We start from the raw sequence: 17,240 nt of genomic DNA, 5'->3' as shown, positions 1-17,240 counted from the left end.
AGGCTGCGGGCCGCTGACGAACCGTGATTGTGATGGCCTGGCGATCCGCTTCCCGGCCGGGGTGATGCCGCAGGCCTGGGTCCAGCGGGTCTGCGCGTCGGGGACGAGCTTGCGGTCGGTAGGGTGTGCGTTATGGCGGATGAGGAGTTTCGGGTTGAGGTTGTGCTTGGGGATGATGAGCACGGGTTGACGTTCTGGGAGCGGTTGCGGGCGTTGGATCTGGATGACGATGCGCAGAAGCGGCTGGGGAGTCAGGTGACGGTGACCCGGGACGGGAACCGGATGCTGATGTACACGCATACGCTCGAGGACGCGCAGGAGGCCGAGCGGACCGCCAAGGATCTGGTGGCGGACGACCACCTCGAGGCGGCGTACACGATCACCCGCTGGAATCCTGCCGAGCAGGCCTGGACCGACCCGAGCGTCCCGGTGGGGCCGCACGACGCTGCCGGCGACGCGGCGAAGAACGCGGACATGGAGGTTCCGGACCCGCGGTATGTGGTGTTGCAGGCCTACAAGCCCGAGTTCCTCCGCGACCTGGGGCTGTAGAACCTCATCGCGGGACGTACCCCGACGAGCGGACGAACTCGTCGGCGAGTTCGCGGTGCCGACGCGCCGTGTCGAGCCGGCCGAGCGCCTCACAGCACTCGGCCACCAACGTGTGTGCGTGATGCTCACCGACCCGGTACGCAACGGCCTCTAGCTCAGCGAGGGCAGCCAGCGCGAGTTCCAGCGCAGACGCGGGGTGCCCCTCACGGAAGATGCAGTCTGCGATCCAGCATCGGGTGTCGGCCAGCAGCGTGGCGTACCCGGATCGGCTCGACAGCTCTTCCACCTGCGTCAGGTACTCGCGCGCCGTCGCCAGCTCCCCGATCCCGAGGTACAGCTCCGCCAGCACCAGCCGGCTGAAGCACTCGTGGTAGTTCGAGGCGACCTCCAGGCTGTCGCGGAGCGCGAACGACGCATGCTCCACCGCGGTCCGGTGGTCGCCGCGCACGCGGCACAACTCGGCCTTCACGAGCAGCCAGCTGATCAGCTCGAGCCGGCTGTCGCCCGGCCGGTCTGCGAGTTCCGCCTCGGCCTCGTCGTCGAGACCGAGATCGATGTACGCCGCCGCGCGGTTCGTCCGCGCGAGCCAGCCGCCGGTGGCGGTGGTGCCGATGGCCAGGCACTCCGTCGCGGTGTCGATTGCGTCGCGGAAGTTGCCCAGGTGCAGATGGTTCATCGACTGGTTCAGCAACGCGGTGGGCAGCCGGGGCGTCTCGCCGAGCGACCTCAGCAACGCGATCCCGGACGCGAGCAGGTCGGCCGACTCCCGGAGCCGGCCGGCGTCGTTGTACGCGAGCCCGAGGTTGCACAGCAGCGCGGCCTCGCCGACCGCGAATCCGCCCTCGCGGTACAGCTCGATCGCCTCACCGGTGTGCGTCATCGACAGCGCGGCATCACCGGTGACCCGCGCGAGGACGCCGAGGGCGTGCAGCATGGCGCCGCGACCGAGGACGTCCGGCGACGCGGCCAAACCGAGCTCGACAAGGTTTCGCCAGACATTGTTGAGGCTGTACTGATACAGATATGGCCGGACGACGTCCGCGAGCAACCAGACCACGTCGCGCGGCCCGGAGGCGAGCGCGGCAGTGGCGACTGCCTCGATGTTCGCCAGTTCGAGTTCGATCCACGCGGCGGGATCGCGCGGGGCAACACCGTCGTACGCCGCGATCGGCAGGCGGACCGCGTTCGGGAAGAGGGCCGTGACGGCGGCATCCGCGGTACCGACGTACCAGGAGCACAGCGCGTTCCATGCGGTGACCTCGGGCTCGCCGAGCAGGCCGGCGTACTGCTTGACGAGGTCGTGCATGACGTAGCGTTCGCTGCCGACGGGTTGCAGGAGGCCGGCAGTCACCAGCCGGTTCAGCACGACGGCATACCCGGGTCCGATCAGCGCCTCGGCAGCGCCGCGCCCGAACTCGGCGCCGGGGAACTGCATCAGCAGACGGAAACCACGTTGTACGTCGGGCGCGAGCAGGTCGTAGGACATCCGGAACGCCGTACCGATCGCTGTGTCGTTGTCGATGGCAAGAGCCGGCAGAGTGCCGACGGTCCGTATCCGGGCGACGTACGCAGGAACCGAGTCGCGGGCTGCGTTGGCACCCGCGATGCGCAGCGCGAGCGGCAGCCCGGCGCACAGGGAAACCAACTCGGAGAGGTCGTCAGTCGTGTCCACCAAGGTCGCGATCAGTGCTGCCCCGTCGTCCGGGGTCAACGTCGCCACGCGGAGTCCGACCGCACCGTCGAGAGCGATCAGGCCATCGAGTGTCCCGCGGCTCGTGACGATCACGGCACTTCCCGGCGTACCGGGAAGAAGCGGCCGGACCTGGTCAGCGACGCGGGCGTCGTCGAGGACGAGCAGAACGCGGCGGCCGGCCAGCCGGGCACGGAACAGACCGGCACGAGCGTCCAGATCACCGGGAATCATCGATGGGTCCAGGCCGGAGGTGCGGAGCAGTTCGACGAGGACGTCGCCGCTGCGCCGCGGTTGATCGGACGCGCCCCGCAGCCGTACGAACCACTGCCCGTCGGGGAACTGCTCGCCGAGCTGATGCGCGACGCGAACGGCGACAGCCGTCTTCCCGATGCCAGGCGTGCCGGACAGAACGACGACCGGTACGCCGCCGGCCGCGCACACCAGCTTGGTGACTTCGTCGACGAGGTCGGTGCGGCCGATCAGGTCGCGGATGTCGAGCGGCAGCTGATTCTGACGCTGCCATTCGTCCCGCTGTGGGGAGTCGTCGAGGGTGCCCGTGAGAATCGCCTGGCGGAGCTCGCGGAGGTTGTCGGTCGGGTCGAGGCCGAACTCGTTGACGAGCCGTTCGGCGACGGCGTCGTACGTCGACAGCGCCTCGGACTGCCGGCCGCTACGGTACAGGGCTGTCATCAGGAGCGCGGTCAGGCGTTCGCGCAGGGGCTCTTGTGCGCTGATGGTCTGGAGGTCCGGGACGATGGCGGCGTGCTCGCCGCGCGTGAGGCGCGCGTCGTAGTACTGCTCGAGCGCAGTCAGCCGTTCCTCGTTGAGGCCGACGGCAACGGTGGGCTCGACGCTGACCGGATCGCCGCGCCACCGGGCGAGGGCGCTGCGGAGATGTTCGACGCGCTGGGCCGGATCTGCGGACGCGGTGGCGAGATCGGAGCGAAAGGCTACGAGATCGGTCGGCTCGGCGGCGAGCAGATAGCCGCGCCCGCGGGTCTGCAATACGTCGGCGCCGACGATGTCGCGCAGGCGCCGTACATAGGTATGGACGGTCGCGGTGGGCTTCGCCGGCTGCGGCGTGCCGTCGGGCCAGAGGCCGTCGATCAGCTCATCCACCGAGACCACCCGATGCGGCCGCAGCAGGAGGATCGCGAGGAGCGCGCACAACCGCGGAGCAGGCGTGGGGAGGGTGCGTCCGTCGACGACGATCTCGAGCGGGCCGAGGATGCGGAACTCCATGCGCCTAGTCTGGCAGCCCCGGATGTCGTCCCCGGCTGATCGCGCGGAGGCAACGGTTCGGTGACGGCACCCGCTTGAGGCCCCGTCGAGGAACCTTTGGGCGCATAGTCTCGGCGGGTCGCTGCGCGTTCGCCGGGCGTGCTTCTGCGACGCTGAAAAGTGCTGAGGAGAGGGGAACCTGTGTCTCGTCGACGTGGTCTTGCTGCCGCTGCCGTCGTCCTGTCGTTCGGTCTGTCGGCTTGCTCGGACGTGGCCGCGAGCGAATCGACGCCGTCCCCCACACAACCGTCCCCAGCACAACCGTCCAGCAACGCTCCCAGCCCGACGCCGACGGCTTCACCGAGTGCGAAGCCGACGGTGAAACCCACGCCGAAGCCGAAGGTGAAGCAGCGGCCGCAGTACTACGCGCTGCGCGTGGAACGCCAGCTCGACAAGCTCGGGTACCCGGTCGGCGACGTCGACGGCGATATCTCCGCGCGCGCCAAGCAGGCGCTGTGCGCGTGGCGCGAGACGCACGGGTTGCCGGTCAGCCGCGGCGGCCTCACCCTGAACGACGCGTACTCGGTGCTCAACGCAACCAAACGCCCGACGCCGACGCGCGAACCCGGCATCTACGTGAACAAGACCTGCCAGGTCATGTACCAGATCGTCGGGAAGACCTACAAGCGGATCGTCTGGGTCTCCACCGGCGCCCCCGGGTACGACACCCCGAACCGCACCGGCAAGGTCTGGCGCAAGTGGGCCGGCGCCCACGAGAGCAGCCTGTACGACGACGCGTACATGTACGACTCGATCTACTTCCTGAAGGACCGTCCAGGCATCGCGCTGCACGGCTCCCGCGTCAACTCGCTGATCAAGCCGTACCCCGCCAGCCACCGCTGCGTCCGTGTCACGCGCCCCGAGATCCACCACATCTTCAACGAAACCCCGCTCGGCACCAAGGTCCAGGTGTACGGCGACTACTGACGCTGGGCTTTGCCTGCGCCCGGTACATCTTCGTGCTCGCCCGGCACGCAATGATGAGTGACGTTTGTCAGCGTCCGACGGAGCAGTGACGGAGCAGGGAACCCTGGGCTGTCCTGCGCGAGTCTGAACGACCGAGCGGACTTCGAGACGGTCGCACGAGCAGTTGCTCACCGGGTGCACCATTCCACGGCCCGGGTCCCGCGAGCGGGTGGCTTGCGGCTGCGCACTGCTTGGCACCACCGCCTGCCCCGGCGACTGCCTCCCGGTGCCGACGGTCGGATACTTCCGCGGCGACCGCGACCTGCAGTGGAGCCGGCGTAGTGCGGCACGTCCAATCCATGCCGGGGCTCAACTGGCGGCGGCTGCGTGGATGAGGTCTCCGTTGCGGGTGAAGTTGACGGGGGTGCCGTTGAGGACGACTTCGGTGGCGTCTGGGCGGCGATCCCGATGGCCTTCGTGGCGTCGGTGGATGCAGTCAGCCCGTTGCCATCGATGCGCAGTGTGGTTCCGTCGTAGGTCACCGCGAGGTTGTGCACGGCGACTGGTGAGCTGATCAGGACCTTGCCGGCGCGTTTCACGGTCGAGCCGTCGTACAGGGCGAGGGACTGGACGGTCCCGGCCGGTGTGTCCTGGACGTACACGATCTTGCCGTCGAAGGTATACGTGCCGAAGGCGCGGTTGGCCTTGGCCGCCCAGGACTTGTAGTACGTGCCGCGGCCGCCGTCGCCGTACCGGATGTCCAACGCGGTCGCCAGGTCCGGCGTCAGCGTCCCGACGGGCACCCGATTGATCCGTACGGCGCTGTCCGCGGCCGCCGGCGACGACAGCAGCAGCGTGTCGAACGTCGTACGTCCCGCAACGGTCTTGGTGTACGAGGAGTACTTCGCGCTGCTGACCCGGTAGAACTCCGGCGAGTAGTAGCCGTTGGCAACAGTGGCGGTCAGCTTCTCCGGGTCGGCCGGAACGACCGCGACGTTCGCACCAGAACCGAACCGCGTGACCGCCGCCTTGGACGTGCTGGTCTGGGTGAGGTCGGCGTCCGGCAGGAAGTGCCGGTTCTGCTCGTACCGGTGTGCAGCGGTGTCGCGCGGCCGGAGCTGGTCGGACACGAGCGTCACGCCGTCACGCAGCGCCAGCACCGAACGGGCGTGCCAGGCGCCGGCGGACGCTCCGCTGCCGAACAGACCAGATGTACGGCGGCAAGCAGCAGCACCGGCCCCGCGACTCCGATCGCACGAGAACCCGCGTGCTGGTCGCGGTCGGGTCCCTCCGCTCCCGCGCTGCGACGAAAGCCCGCAACCCAGGGTTGGCGATCGTATCGGCCGGATCCTCGGAGCTAGGAGCCGGCATCCAGCCGGTGGTGACGAGCTCCTGCACTCACTCGTCCCGGCCAACCCTCCAAGCCCAACGGTTCCCCCCACCACAGGACCCGAGCGGTGCGTCCGCGGCGCGGATGATCCGCGGACGACCGCTCTCGTGACCAGCTTCCTGGTGGTGCCGGGATGTGGCCGAGCTGGAGCGCCGGCGCGCTGCGCTTTCAGAGCGTGCGGGAACGATCACCCGCCAACGCGAACCGATCGGCGCCAAGCTCCTCGGCCACCTCGACCTGTCCACCACCCAGGGCTACGTGGCAGGCTCGTGGCCGAATGCTCGCCGCTGGTCAGCGGCACCTCGTAGCGCCCGAGGTTGTGTCGGAGCCGGCGGCTCGTCAGGTGGCGGCCCGGCGGAAGAGGAGCGCCGCGGCGAGGGTGAGCGTGGTCAGCCAGGTCAGAGCCAGCAGTAGTGGTCCTGTCTGGTCGAAGTCAGCGGTGAGGCCTCCGTCTAGGAGGACGCGGTCGGCGCCGTATCCGGGGAGGAGGCGCGCCCAGCCGGGTGGTTGGCTCTGGAGCATCGGGCTCTGGGCGATGCCGAGGTCCAGGAACGGTACGAGGAAGGCGATGAGCACTCCCGCGACCCGGCCGAAGGCGGGTCCGAGGCAAACTCCGATCATCGCGTATGTGGCGGCGATCAGGATGTTGCCTACGGCATAGATGACGGGCTGGCGGGCGTCGAACACCAGCGCGGTCACGGTCAGGGCGGCCGCGGTGACGACGGCGGCCGCCAGGGCGACGATGCAGAGACGGACGACGAGGAGCGCGGTCTTGGGGTATCCGGCCAAGGCGAGCCGGCTGTCGCCGCTGCGTGCGTCAAGGACGATGAAAAGGCCTGCCAATGCGGCCAGGGACGCAACGGCGATGGGCGTCATGGTGCCGGCGTGTACGTCGGGCAGCCAGAAGGACCGGGTCGTCGTCTGCCCGCCGTCGACAACCTGCGTGGTGAGATAGCCGTCTTCGGTCACCACCTTGGAGAGCCAGATGAACACCACCGGGACGACCACCATGAGCGCCGGCAGCGCGAGGTTGCGCCGATTGTCGCGCAGACCCATGCGCAGTCCCGTGGCGAAACGGCCATGACCACGGTTGTGACGCCGGGAGATCCGACTGGTCGCGACCAGCACCGCCCAGGCCAGAAGTGACGCTGACACGGTCCACAGCAGAGCCCATCCGAGATCGCCCGGCCGGCCGCCGTGGCGGGACGGCAGGTCGACCATCCACAGAGTCGTGAAATGGGTCGGGAACCAGCGGGTCGCCAGCCGGTCCGGCGAGCCGACGGCGGGTCCGAAGAAGACGTCGAGGATCCAGACGAACAAGATGATCACGGTGCCGTTGACCGGGTTGCGGACCGTCACCCCGACGAGGGCGCCGATGGCCAGATAGATCACGGCGAACATCAGTGTGCCGGCGGCGACCCGGAGCGGTTGGTCGATGCCGGTCCGCAGGCTCAGTGCCACCAGCGCGACGGCGGTGACCAGCAGCGACAGGGCCAGGCCGGTCGCCAACCGCGCGGCGACGAGCCGGCGCACGGCCAGCCCGGCCAGCACGAGGCGACGGTCGGCGGCACGCGCCGCGCGGGTCTGGAAGTACATGGCCACGCCGGCGAGGAAGGCGGCCGCCCAGCCGGCCGTTGCCGTGGGCACGTCTGCGCCGGACCCGCCGAGCAACCGTGCGGCGTCGGCCATCGACCCGGCCACGGCGACGACGAAGACGGCCGGGATGAGGATCAGCACGAGCAGGTTGACCGGGTTGCGCGCGTAATCGGCGAGGAACCGCCGGGCCAGGACGTAGGACGCCGTCATCTCGTTCGCCCCTCTCGAAGGTGCACGATCCGGTCGAACCGCTCCTCGTCGGCGACGAAGTGGCTGATGATCAGGACCGCGCGACCCGCCTGCCGGCGTTGTTCGACGAGTTGCCAGAACTTCAGGTAGGTGTCCCAGTCGAAGCCGGCGTACGGCTCGTCCAGGAGCAGTACGTCGGGATCGGGCAGCAGGGCGAGTGCGAGATTCAGCTTGGCCAGGGTTCCGCCCGACAACTGGTCGGCGCGCGTTCCGGCGTACCGCTCGAAGCCGAGTGCTTCGTACAACTCGCGCCGGACGTGGTGCTCGGCCTCGGTGGGCAGGTCGTAGGCGCGGGCGAACAACTCGAAGTGCTCGTCACAGGTCAGCCGCTCGTACACGACCGGCTCCTGCGGGCAGTAGCCAAGTTTCCCGTTCACCGAGACCGTTCCGGCGTCGGCTGCGAGCGCGCCGACCAGGATCTTCATCAGCGTCGACTTCCCTGAGCCGTTCTCGCCGACCAGACCGACCACCTCGCCCGGTGCCAGTCTCAGATCTGCGCCCTTGAGCACGAGCCGTGACCGGCGTACCGGCCAGAGGCCTCGCCGGTACACCTTCTCGACCCCGGAGGCATCCAGCACGGTTGCCGGGCTCGCTGGTTGAGCGCCGACGGCAACGTCGAGAGGTCGCTTCGTCGCGGTGGTGTGTTGTGTCATCGGTTCCTCGCCACCTGCCTTTGATCATCGATGCCAGCTCAGGGTTTCGGCGAGCGGTGACGGCGGTCGTCATCGCCGGGGCGGTGCTCGGTTGGTTCATCGACCTTGCGGCCCGCGTCCCCGGAGCCGTGCATCCCACCCATCATGATCAGCATCATCAACGGGCAGACCAGCACGAGCAGCGCCAGGAACAGCGTGGACGCCGGGACCCCGGCGAACACCAGGCCAACAATCAAGATCGCCAACGCGATCGCGTACTGAGCCATATTCCGGGGCTTCATGACGCACTCCTTTTCACCTGGTCCTTCGATCCCAGACTGATCCCCGAACGCGTTCCGGATCAGGGCACAAGGTCCCTTGCCACCCACCCAATAGTCCCTACCCCCCGGGGGTATCAAAAGTCAGAGTTGACGATGAATCCCCGACTTGGGAGGCGTGATGAACCGGAGGCATTCCCCGGTGGTGGTGCCGCGCCCACAGCGCTCAGCAGACGCCGCCGAGCGAGCACAAACAGACAGGTCGCCGCGAGCCGTGCGGCGACCGGGTGGACGGGGCATCGAACTGCTGCTCGGCCTCGTCCTTGCGGGAGTGACCGCGATCCTGGTCATACAGATCGCGGCGGCGAGCGAACCCGTGACGGCGGCCGCAGCGGTGGCTGCGCTGGTCGCTGTCGGGGCCGTGGTCGGCCTTGGCACGGCCCACGCCGTCCTGTGCGGCCGTGCTGGTCGTGTCGTGAGCCGCCGGGCAATCATCCCAGTCATGACGAGCTTCGTCACAAGGCGACGAGGCAGTAGCGAGATCGGCATCGAAACGACTGCTGGCGACGGCACCCCTGGCGGGCGCGACAGAGGCGCCGTCGCGCCTGTTCCCTCGCGGCCGGACCGGCGGATCGAGCGCAGCAGGCTCGCCGCGATCCGCGATGCCGTCGGCGCCGTCGCCGGTGCGGTTCTGGGGCTGGTCCCCCACGTACTGCACCACATCGGCCTGCTCGCCGGCGCGGCCCTGATCACCGGGGCGACCGGGAACGCGCTGTTCTTCGTGATCGGGTTGGGGTTCTCCATCCCGCTCCTGCGGCGCCTGTACCGGAGATTCCGGACCTGGCGGGCACCGGCGATCGCGGTCGCGGTCTTCGCCGGCATGTTCTCCCTGTCGGCCTTCGTCATCGGGCCCGCGATCACCGGCGACGGCCCCGCTGACAACCCGGCTCCGCCGGCACAGACACCGACCGAAGACCACACCGGACACCACCCAGCATGACGGTGCCCCATCGAGCGAGAACGGGAAGGTCCGCGAGATGACCGAAACCACGATCCTGCAGGTGCGCGGCCTGCACTGGGCAACGTCCGAGAGCGTCATCGAGGCCACTCTGCGGCGTCGCCCCGGCGTCGTGGCGGTCGAGGCGAACGCCGTCTCGCAGACCGCGACCGTCACCTACGACCCAGGCCAGACCTCCGTCGCCGACCTCACGGGATGGGTACGGGACTGCGGCTACCACTGCGCCGGCCGATCGGTGCCCAACCACGTGTGCGACCCGATGACCGAGCCCACCGCGGTCTCCGCCCCGCCCGGCGCCGGCAAGGGTGCTGCAACCGGCCGTGTCCACCCCGAACGGGCGGGCCATGTGCACGCCGGACGAGCGGACGGATCGCCGCACGAGACCATGGGCCACGGCGGCCACTCCGCGATGTCGATGGCCGGCATGGTGCGCGACATGCGGAACCGCTTCCTCGCCGCGGCCAGCTTGTCGATCCCGATCACTCTGTGGTCGCCGATGGGTCGCGACATGCTGGGATTCGCCGCCGCGGCCCCGTTCGACCTGCGTGATGACGTCTTTGCGTTCTTGCTGAGCTTGCCGGTCGTTTTCTACTCTGCCTGGATCTTCTTCGACGGCGCCTACCGGGCACTGAAGGCGCGCACGCTCGACATGATGGTGCTGGTCGCGGTGGCCATCGGCGCCGGCTGGCTCTACAGCGTCGGTGTGACCCTGACCGGCGGCGGCGAGGTGTTCTACGAGGCCGCCAGCGTGCTCACCACGTTCGTGCTGCTGGGGCATTGGTTCGAGATGCGGGCCCGCGGCGGCGCCAACGACGCGATCCGGACCCTGCTCGAGCTGGCCCCACCGACCGCGGTCGTGCTGCGCGACGGTGAACCGGTCGAGGTACCCACGGCTGACGTGGTGGTCGGTGACCTGCTGCTGATCCGGCCCGGCGGGAAGATCCCGGTCGACGGCATCGTCGAAGACGGTGTGTCCGAGGTCGACGAGTCCATGGTCACCGGGGAGAGCCTCCCGGTCGGCAAGAGCCGCGGTTCGGGAGTCATCGGCGCCTCGATCAACACCACCGGCACGCTGCGGGTGCGGGCCATGAAGGTCGGCTCCGACACTGCCCTTGCGCAGATCGTCGCGATGGTGCAGGAAGCGCAGAACTCCAAGGCTCCAGGGCAGCGGCTCGCCGACCGAGCGGCGTTCTGGCTCGTCCTCGTCGCCCTTGTCGGAGGCGGCGGCACTTTCCTGGTCTGGCTCGCGGCAGGCGCCAGCGTTCAGACCGCGTTGCTGTTCGCGATCACCGTGGTGGTCATCACCTGCCCCGACGCGCTCGGCCTGGCGACACCGACGGCGATCATGGTCGGCACCGGGCTGGGCGCCAAACGCGGTGTCCTGTTCAAGAACGCCACCGCGCTGGAGACCTCCGCCCGCATCGACACCGTCGTGATGGACAAGACCGGCACCCTGACGAAGGGCGAGCCTGAGGTCACCGACGTGGTTGCCGACGACATCGACACCGACGAGTTGCTGGCCCTGGTCGCCGCCGTGGAACGCGAGTCCGAGCACCCCCTGGCCGCAGCCATCGTCAGCCATGCGGCGGCGCGCGGTGTCCCGGTCTTGTCGTTGACCGACTTCCGCAACGTGCCCGGCCACGGCGCGACGGCTGCCGTCCACTGCCGCCGCGTGATTGTGGGAAACCGCAGGTTGATGGCTGCCGAGGGGATCGAGCTCGGACCGCTCGCGGCCACCCGTGACCAGCTCGCCTCGACCGGCCGCACCGCGGTCCTGGTCGCCGTCGAAGGCCGCGCCGCAGGCGTGATCGCGCTGGCCGACGCCGTCCGGGAGACCTCCGCCCAGGCCGTCACGGCACTCCACGAGCTGGAGATCGAAGTGGTCATGCTCAGCGGCGACAATGAGGCCACCGCCAACCGCATCGCCGGCCAGCTCGGGATCGACACGGTCATCGCCGAGGTGCTTCCCGGCGACAAGGCCGCCAAGGTCGCGGAACTGCAGAAGGCAGGCAAACGAGTCGCGATGGTCGGCGACGGCGTCAACGACGCACCCGCCCTGGCCCAAGCCGACCTCGGCATCGCCATCGGCGCCGGCACCGACGTCGCGATCGAGACCGCCGACCTGGTCCTCATGCGCTCCGACCCGCTCGACGTCCCCCTCGCGCTCCAGATCGGCCGAGGCACCCTCCGCAAGATGCGCCAAAACCTCGGCTGGGCCATCGGCTACAACGCGATCGCACTACCCATCGCGGCCGGAATCTTCGAACCCGCCACCGGCCTGGTCCTGCGCCCCGAAATCGCCGCCCTGTCCATGTCCGGCTCCAGCGTCATCGTCGCCGTCAACGCGCTCCTGCTCCGGCGGCTTCGGCTGCCCACCCCGCCTCCTACGACGCCCGCACCGGTAGCACCCGTCCCGCAGCCGTCACCGACCAGCCACCATTGACCGGCCCTCGGGACTCGCGGCTGTAGGCGCGCGCCAGACAGCAGTCGATGGGCTTCAGCGGCGAACACAGCCCAGGCATGCACCGAGGCCTCGCCGGCTGGAACGGCCTCCCATGCCAGCCGGTCGCCTGACGACTCACCGCGAGCCGCGACCTGCCACTGCTCCTGACGAACGCCGCCCAACCAAACCTCTGCTCCTCGCTCTCGTGCTCGGCCAACCCTGGAGACCATCGGTCTGCCGCCGATGACAGCTGATGTTCGGGCGAGACGCGTTCCCGGAACGGCGTCCGATGGGTTCCGAGACACCACGCGTCGACGATGCAGAGGTGGTGATCGGCAGGCAGCGGCAGTCCCGCCCCCTGGAAGGTTCTCGCCGACGCGAGAACGCGAGTTCGCTCAGATTGCGGCTGCTGCCAGGCTGTCCCTAGTCGGCTACCCCGAAGGTGTGCCGCGCCCCGTCGGTGAACGCGATCTCGACACGGCGCGGACCCGCCGTCCCCGGGATCGCGCGCAAGCCGTTCGGGCGACCTCCGCACCACGTCTCGATGACGTCGGCCGGGCCGGCGACGTCGATCCGGGTGATGCCGACCGGGGCGCGGCGATGGGCAGCGGTGAGAATCGGCTGGCCCTGCGGCCAATGGATGAGGCAGGGCAGATAGCGCCGGGCGAAGTTCGCACCAAAACCGGCCAGGAGGTACGGCGGAAAGCCCGCACCCTCGGCGGGCGCCTCAATCACTGGCATGCCGTGGATCGCGGCGAGTTCGCGCAACCGCTGCTCTTCTTCGATCACGACCAGCCAGGCCATCGGCACCAGTTCGTCCGACGGATGAGCATCCAGCGACTCCTGGTCGAAAGCGAGGAGCGGCGGAGCCTCGGGCGCCGATGCCTCACCGTTCGGGTAGTGGATCTCCAGAAGCTGCCCGTGCCGCAGCGGCACCACCAGGTTCGACAAGCCGAGCCCTGGCAGAACTCGGCCCCGCGCAGCGGCCAGCCCAGCACTCTCCAGCACCTCCTCGGCTGCTTCCCGGGTCCGCGCTGCCAGCACGACATGATCGATGTCCATGTCCCAAACTAGCGTCTATTGGAATTGATTTTCAATAGCAGGTTGCGGTTCAGTAGCACCCCGGCACGGCCGACCCGACCTGTCCGATCGGGCACGCGTCGGCCCGACCACATAGCGTGTGCCGGGCCGATACGGGGTGCGGGTCAGGCGGGGATCATTGGCAGCCGAGATGTTCCACGACTCCGCACAATAGTGGGGGTATAGATTCTTTCATTGGACATTGATGGCGCTGCTCGTGCAGAACGAGACGGCAGGCGGCCGCGCAGGCGCTCGCCGCGCAGTTCGTCCGGCATCCAGCGATCGTCACCGATCTCGTACAACGCCGACAGAACCCGCGGCAGAGCGCGGACGGCAGCGACTGCGTATTTCAGGAACTCGCGCACCGCGACCAGGACCGCATTGATCCGCCCGGCTGCCGCACCACCAAAACAACTGGCCGACATCCCCCAGATCGGACCGGAGCCGTTGTGGTGGGTTCCCCGGCCACGGTCCGACCGGAACCCCTCACAGCCGGAACATCCCCTTGACAGCCGGGGAACCCGCCGAACACCCCACCACAAGCCGAGCGCGGAGCACAACTCTCAACTGCCATCCGGACAACACCGCGCCGAGATGCGACGCAGTGACGCCTCCAGTCCCCGCTCTGGACTGGCACGCGCTTCACCGCGTCGTACGCGAATTGCGACTATGCCCGCTGCCGCAAGCGCGCCTTCGCGCCCCTCTCCACGAACAGCGGTACGAAGTCCCGGATCGGGACGTCGTCGAACTCGGGACGGGATTGGCTCACGACCTGCGCGACCTCGTCGGTGGGAACCGCGGGGAACTGCTTGGCCAGCCGGTCGACCACTTCACCGATCGCACGCTCTTCATCTGACCTGTCCATCTCCCCACGATGGCTCGCGGTCCGGCCACGGACAAGGCCGTCCAACATTTGATCAACTCTGCGATCGTGACGCGCGCCGATCAGCCGCGCCGGGAGACTAGCGGCCGCCCCTGGCCTGGGTCGGTTGGCTGGACTTCTGCGAATGTGCGGTGGCAGCGCCCCGCACGTTCAGACACCTCCGGGAAGACCGCGCCCGACCGGAGGTCGCGGCCGCGGCGATTCGCTCGACAACGCGAGGAAGTCGGCCGCATGCGTGGAGCCGATCGACCGCCGGCGAGCTGCAGGTCGTTGGATGCGCCCGTCCGGCTTGCACAGCGCTCGTCAGCACGGATCGGAGATCTGCAGCGAGCTGCTCTCGCTGCGGAGCCGAGTCGCCGACGCCGAGCGCGACCGCCTTGTCCAGGCGTTCGTTCGGCGGCGTGGTGAGCAACTGGGCCGCGACGTCGTCCGGTTCCAGACCGAGGTTCCGTCCGGCCTCGGACGTGAGCGTCGCCACCACCTGCGCAGTCACCGTCGAACTGCGCTCATCCGGACGAAGGTGTTGGGATTCGAAGCCCAGGGCGGAGAGAAGGCGCGGCTCCTGGCTGGGCCGCGAAGTCCCGCGTCAGAGCGTCCTCCAACGCCTGGCCCACATCATCTGCCGGTACGGCGCCCTCCGGGTTGCACAGCCGCGCAGCCCGCGCGGCCACCGTGTGAACAGCCGACCTGAAAGCTTGCGATGGCGGCTGGGACGGATCGACCGCCGCGAGTACGGCGATGACGCGGTCGCGATCGAAGGTCAGCGACCGATCCGGTCCAGCGGCGCCGGGCGTATCCACCGACTCCCGCAGTTCGCCGCTCCAGTAACTCGTCCTGGGCTTGCGGTGCAGCGTCAATGCTCCGGACTCCCGGCCTGCGGCCGTCGAGGCCCTGCTCGTCGACAACGCGGTCTGGACGGTCGACATCAGGCTCGCGACCTGCGCGTATCCGCGCTGATCGGTCTGGATCGTCTCCCGGAAGTCAGCGGTACGCCGTGCGATGTTCCGTACCGCCCGCTCGACGGCCGCCCTACCGGCTTGCCGGGAGCCCTGTGGGTCCTGCTCGCTCAGGTCCTGGAACGTCGTCTCGAGTTCGTGGGCGAGCAAAGCCTTCAGCCGGTCCAGATGATCCGCTGGAAGCCGACGTGGTGAGCCGTCCGGCAGCCGCGGCTGCTGCGGGTCCTTCGCGATCAGGTGATCCGCGAGTACGTCGAAGCGTTGTGCTGCGGGCGTTTGCCGGAGCATCGCGTCGAACTCGCCGGGCCGCATCCCGACTCGCCGGCTCAGCTGCTCGGTGAGTGCGGCGGCAGCGCCTTGGAGGAGCGGTTGGCGGTCGGGACCTTCCAGTTGCTCGATGCCGGGATAGACGCCGGACAGGCCGTACATTCCGTCTAGAATCCCGGAGATGTCGACGGTGTTCGCGCGGACGCCGGCATCGAGCGCCCGAGCCGCGGGGCCGGCCGTCCGGTCCTGCGGCTGGACCGCGTCGAGATAGGTGTCACCGAAATCGGCCAGCGCGGCGCGAATGCTCGCCAGCTCCCGTCTCGCCGGCGGCGGGAACTCGCCTTGGTAGTGGGCGTTGTAGAGCCGATCGCCGACGACGCTCATCCAGAGTGCCGTCTCCTGGTTCAGCGTGATCGAACCATCCGCGTGCGCGACCGAACGTCGATCCGGCCCGGTCCAGCGGTAGAGGTTCCGTACGTCGAAACGGTGCGAGCGGCCGAGCGCGTTGTCCAGCCGACGGATCCAGTCACCGGCCAGCTGGTCGGTCCGCTCGAACCTGCCGTCGATCACCACGCGCTCATCAGAGACGGCCGCCACCCTATTGCCCGCCGGAGGCCGTCGGAGGCCGTCGGAGGCCGTCGGAGGGAGCGCCGTCTTCCTGAAGGAGGCCCTCCGGCTCGGCCGCTGACGAGCGTCAGGCGTTGGCCGTGATTAGGTCGTCGGAGTGGTCCTCGTGGTCGAGGGGGTGGGCGATCTCGTCCGCGGGCATCCGGCCGAGCCAGACGACGAGCAGGCTGACGATGACCGGGCCGATGCCGGCGACGGCGAAGACCGCGGTGACGCCGAAGACGGAGCCGGCGGGCCCGGCGAGGGCCATCGAGACCGGCATCAGCAGCAGGGAGACGAAGAAGTCGAGGCTGGAGATGCGGCCGCGGAGGTGGTCGGGGACGCGGCGCTGGAGCAGCGTTCCCCAGATCACCATCGCCGCCGAGCCGGTCGCGCCGACGACCGCCGCGCCGACCGCCATCACCCAGAGGTCCTCGGCGATCCCCAGCAGTACGAACGGCGCCGAGCCGACACCCCACATCAGTGTCATCACGGTCAGGTAGCGGCGCGGAAGCTTGCGCGACGAGATCAGCAGCGCACCCGCGGCGCCGCCGATCCCGAACGCCGCCATCACCAGGCCGAACTCGCGCGCGTCGCCGCCCAGCTGATCGCGGACCGCGAACGGCAGCAGCACCTCCAGCGGCCCGAGGATCAGCAGCACGAAGACGGTCCCGAAGAGCAAGGACGCCAGCAACCAGCGCGTACGCCGTACGTAGGTCCAGCCCTCGCGGAGGTCCGCGGCCATGGCGCGCAGACCGGTCGGCGCCGCATCAGCGTCTACCTCAACTGTTGCCGGTTCCGGCCGGACGTGCATCGCGAGCACGCAGGCGGCGGAGAACAGGTACGTCAACGCGGCCACCAGGATCGCGACGCCGGGCGACATCGCCGCGATCGCCACACCGCCGAGCGCCGGGCCGGTCGCCTGCTGCGCCAACGGGCGCAAGGTTCCTTCGAGGCCGTTGGCCGCGAGCAGTTCCTCGGGCGGCAGCAGCCGCGGCACCAAGGCGGTGTACGCCGGGATCAGGAACGCCTCGCCCGCGCCGATGATCACCGCGCCGGCCGCCAGGTGCCAGACCTCGAGCAGCCCTGTCAGCGCGAGCGCGGCGACGACCAGGAGTACCGCGCCGCGGACCGAGTCGGCGGCGACGATCACCGTCCGCTGCGACAACCGGTCGGCCGCGACGCCCCCGAACAGCACGCAGACGAGCAGACCGACGGAGTACGCCGTGGTGACGACGGACAGCTGCACCGGACCGCCGCCGAGCTCGATCACCTGCCAGGCGAGCGCCACCAGCCAGAGTCCGCTGCCGAGCAGGGCGACGGCCAGGCCGATCCACAGCAACCGGTAGTCCCGATGCCGCAACGGGCGGACGGCCTTCCAGCGAACCCTACTCACGATGCACACCTCAAGAG

At 69.2% G+C, this 17,240-nt stretch carries 13 protein-coding genes; 4 read left to right on the top strand and 9 right to left on the bottom strand.

The window, feature by feature from the left end; genetic code table 11:
• Nucleotides 1–162: 162 nt before the first annotated feature.
• A complete protein-coding gene (locus ABN611_RS25890; protein WP_350274826.1) occupies nt 163–549 on the top strand; it encodes a hypothetical protein in 387 nt (128 codons plus the stop codon).
• Nucleotides 550–553: 4 nt separating this feature from the next.
• Here ABN611_RS25890 and ABN611_RS25885 read toward each other — a convergent pair whose 3' ends face one another.
• Nucleotides 554–3,484 (bottom strand): BTAD domain-containing putative transcriptional regulator, encoded by a 2,931-nt coding sequence (locus ABN611_RS25885; protein ID WP_350274825.1) that lies wholly within the window; start codon nt 3,482–3,484, stop codon nt 554–556.
• Between the two features lie 357 nt (nt 3,485–3,841).
• Between ABN611_RS25885 and ABN611_RS25880 the strand changes: the two genes are divergently transcribed.
• Complete coding sequence (locus ABN611_RS25880; RefSeq protein WP_350274824.1) at nt 3,842–4,450, top strand: L,D-transpeptidase; 609 nt, start codon at nt 3,842–3,844, stop codon at nt 4,448–4,450.
• 167 nt (nt 4,451–4,617) lie between these two features.
• Here the strand turns inward: ABN611_RS25880 and ABN611_RS25875 are convergent, their stop codons facing one another.
• The 4 genes from ABN611_RS25875 to ABN611_RS25860 all read right to left on the bottom strand — a co-directional run bounded on the left by ABN611_RS25875 (nt 4,618) and on the right by ABN611_RS25860 (nt 8,598).
• Complete coding sequence (locus tag ABN611_RS25875) at nt 4,618–5,589, bottom strand: hypothetical protein (RefSeq protein WP_350274823.1); 972 nt, start codon at nt 5,587–5,589, stop codon at nt 4,618–4,620.
• Nucleotides 5,590–6,158: 569 nt separating this feature from the next.
• The gene (locus ABN611_RS25870; protein ID WP_350274822.1) at nt 6,159–7,556 is read right to left on the bottom strand and encodes an ABC transporter permease; all 1,398 of its coding nucleotides are present in this window, start codon (nt 7,554–7,556) and stop codon (nt 6,159–6,161) included.
• Between the two features lie 65 nt (nt 7,557–7,621).
• Complete coding sequence (locus tag ABN611_RS25865; protein WP_350274821.1) at nt 7,622–8,317, bottom strand: ABC transporter ATP-binding protein; 696 nt, start codon at nt 8,315–8,317, stop codon at nt 7,622–7,624.
• Nucleotides 8,318–8,355: 38 nt separating this feature from the next.
• A complete protein-coding gene (locus ABN611_RS25860) occupies nt 8,356–8,598 on the bottom strand; it encodes a DUF2933 domain-containing protein (protein ID WP_350274820.1) in 243 nt (80 codons plus the stop codon).
• A 478-nt stretch (nt 8,599–9,076) separates the two neighbouring features.
• Between ABN611_RS25860 and ABN611_RS25855 the strand changes: the two genes are divergently transcribed.
• Together ABN611_RS25855 and ABN611_RS25850 are read left to right on the top strand one after the other, a co-directional pair.
• Nucleotides 9,077–9,574 (top strand): hypothetical protein, encoded by a 498-nt coding sequence (locus ABN611_RS25855; RefSeq protein WP_350274819.1) that lies wholly within the window; start codon nt 9,077–9,079, stop codon nt 9,572–9,574.
• 37 nt (nt 9,575–9,611) lie between these two features.
• On the top strand, nt 9,612–12,035 hold the full coding sequence (locus tag ABN611_RS25850) for a heavy metal translocating P-type ATPase (protein WP_350274818.1): 2,424 nt from the start codon (nt 9,612–9,614) through the stop codon (nt 12,033–12,035).
• Nucleotides 12,036–12,458: 423 nt separating this feature from the next.
• On the opposite strand, the gene ABN611_RS25845 is transcribed toward ABN611_RS25850, so the two are convergent.
• The 4 genes from ABN611_RS25845 to ABN611_RS25830 all read right to left on the bottom strand — a co-directional run bounded on the left by ABN611_RS25845 (nt 12,459) and on the right by ABN611_RS25830 (nt 17,223).
• Nucleotides 12,459–13,097: a VOC family protein gene (locus tag ABN611_RS25845; protein WP_350274817.1), complete on the bottom strand. Its 639-nt coding sequence runs from the start codon at nt 13,095–13,097 to the stop codon at nt 12,459–12,461.
• Between the two features lie 685 nt (nt 13,098–13,782).
• On the bottom strand, nt 13,783–13,980 hold the full coding sequence (locus ABN611_RS25840) for a hypothetical protein (RefSeq protein ID WP_350274816.1): 198 nt from the start codon (nt 13,978–13,980) through the stop codon (nt 13,783–13,785).
• A 524-nt stretch (nt 13,981–14,504) separates the two neighbouring features.
• Nucleotides 14,505–15,791, bottom strand: a complete 1,287-nt coding sequence (locus tag ABN611_RS25835; protein ID WP_350274815.1) for a hypothetical protein — start codon at nt 15,789–15,791, stop codon at nt 14,505–14,507.
• A gap of 124 nt (nt 15,792–15,915) precedes the next feature.
• Nucleotides 15,916–17,223 (bottom strand): MFS transporter, encoded by a 1,308-nt coding sequence (locus ABN611_RS25830; RefSeq protein ID WP_350274814.1) that lies wholly within the window; start codon nt 17,221–17,223, stop codon nt 15,916–15,918.
• Between the last annotated feature and the right edge of the window lie 17 nt (nt 17,224–17,240).

It is taken from the genome of Kribbella sp. HUAS MG21, assembly GCF_040254265.1.
GTDB lineage: Bacteria > Actinomycetota > Actinomycetes > Propionibacteriales > Kribbellaceae > Kribbella.
The sequence above is the reverse complement of the archived record's forward strand: the minus strand, read 5'-3'. Positions and strand labels throughout refer to the sequence as shown.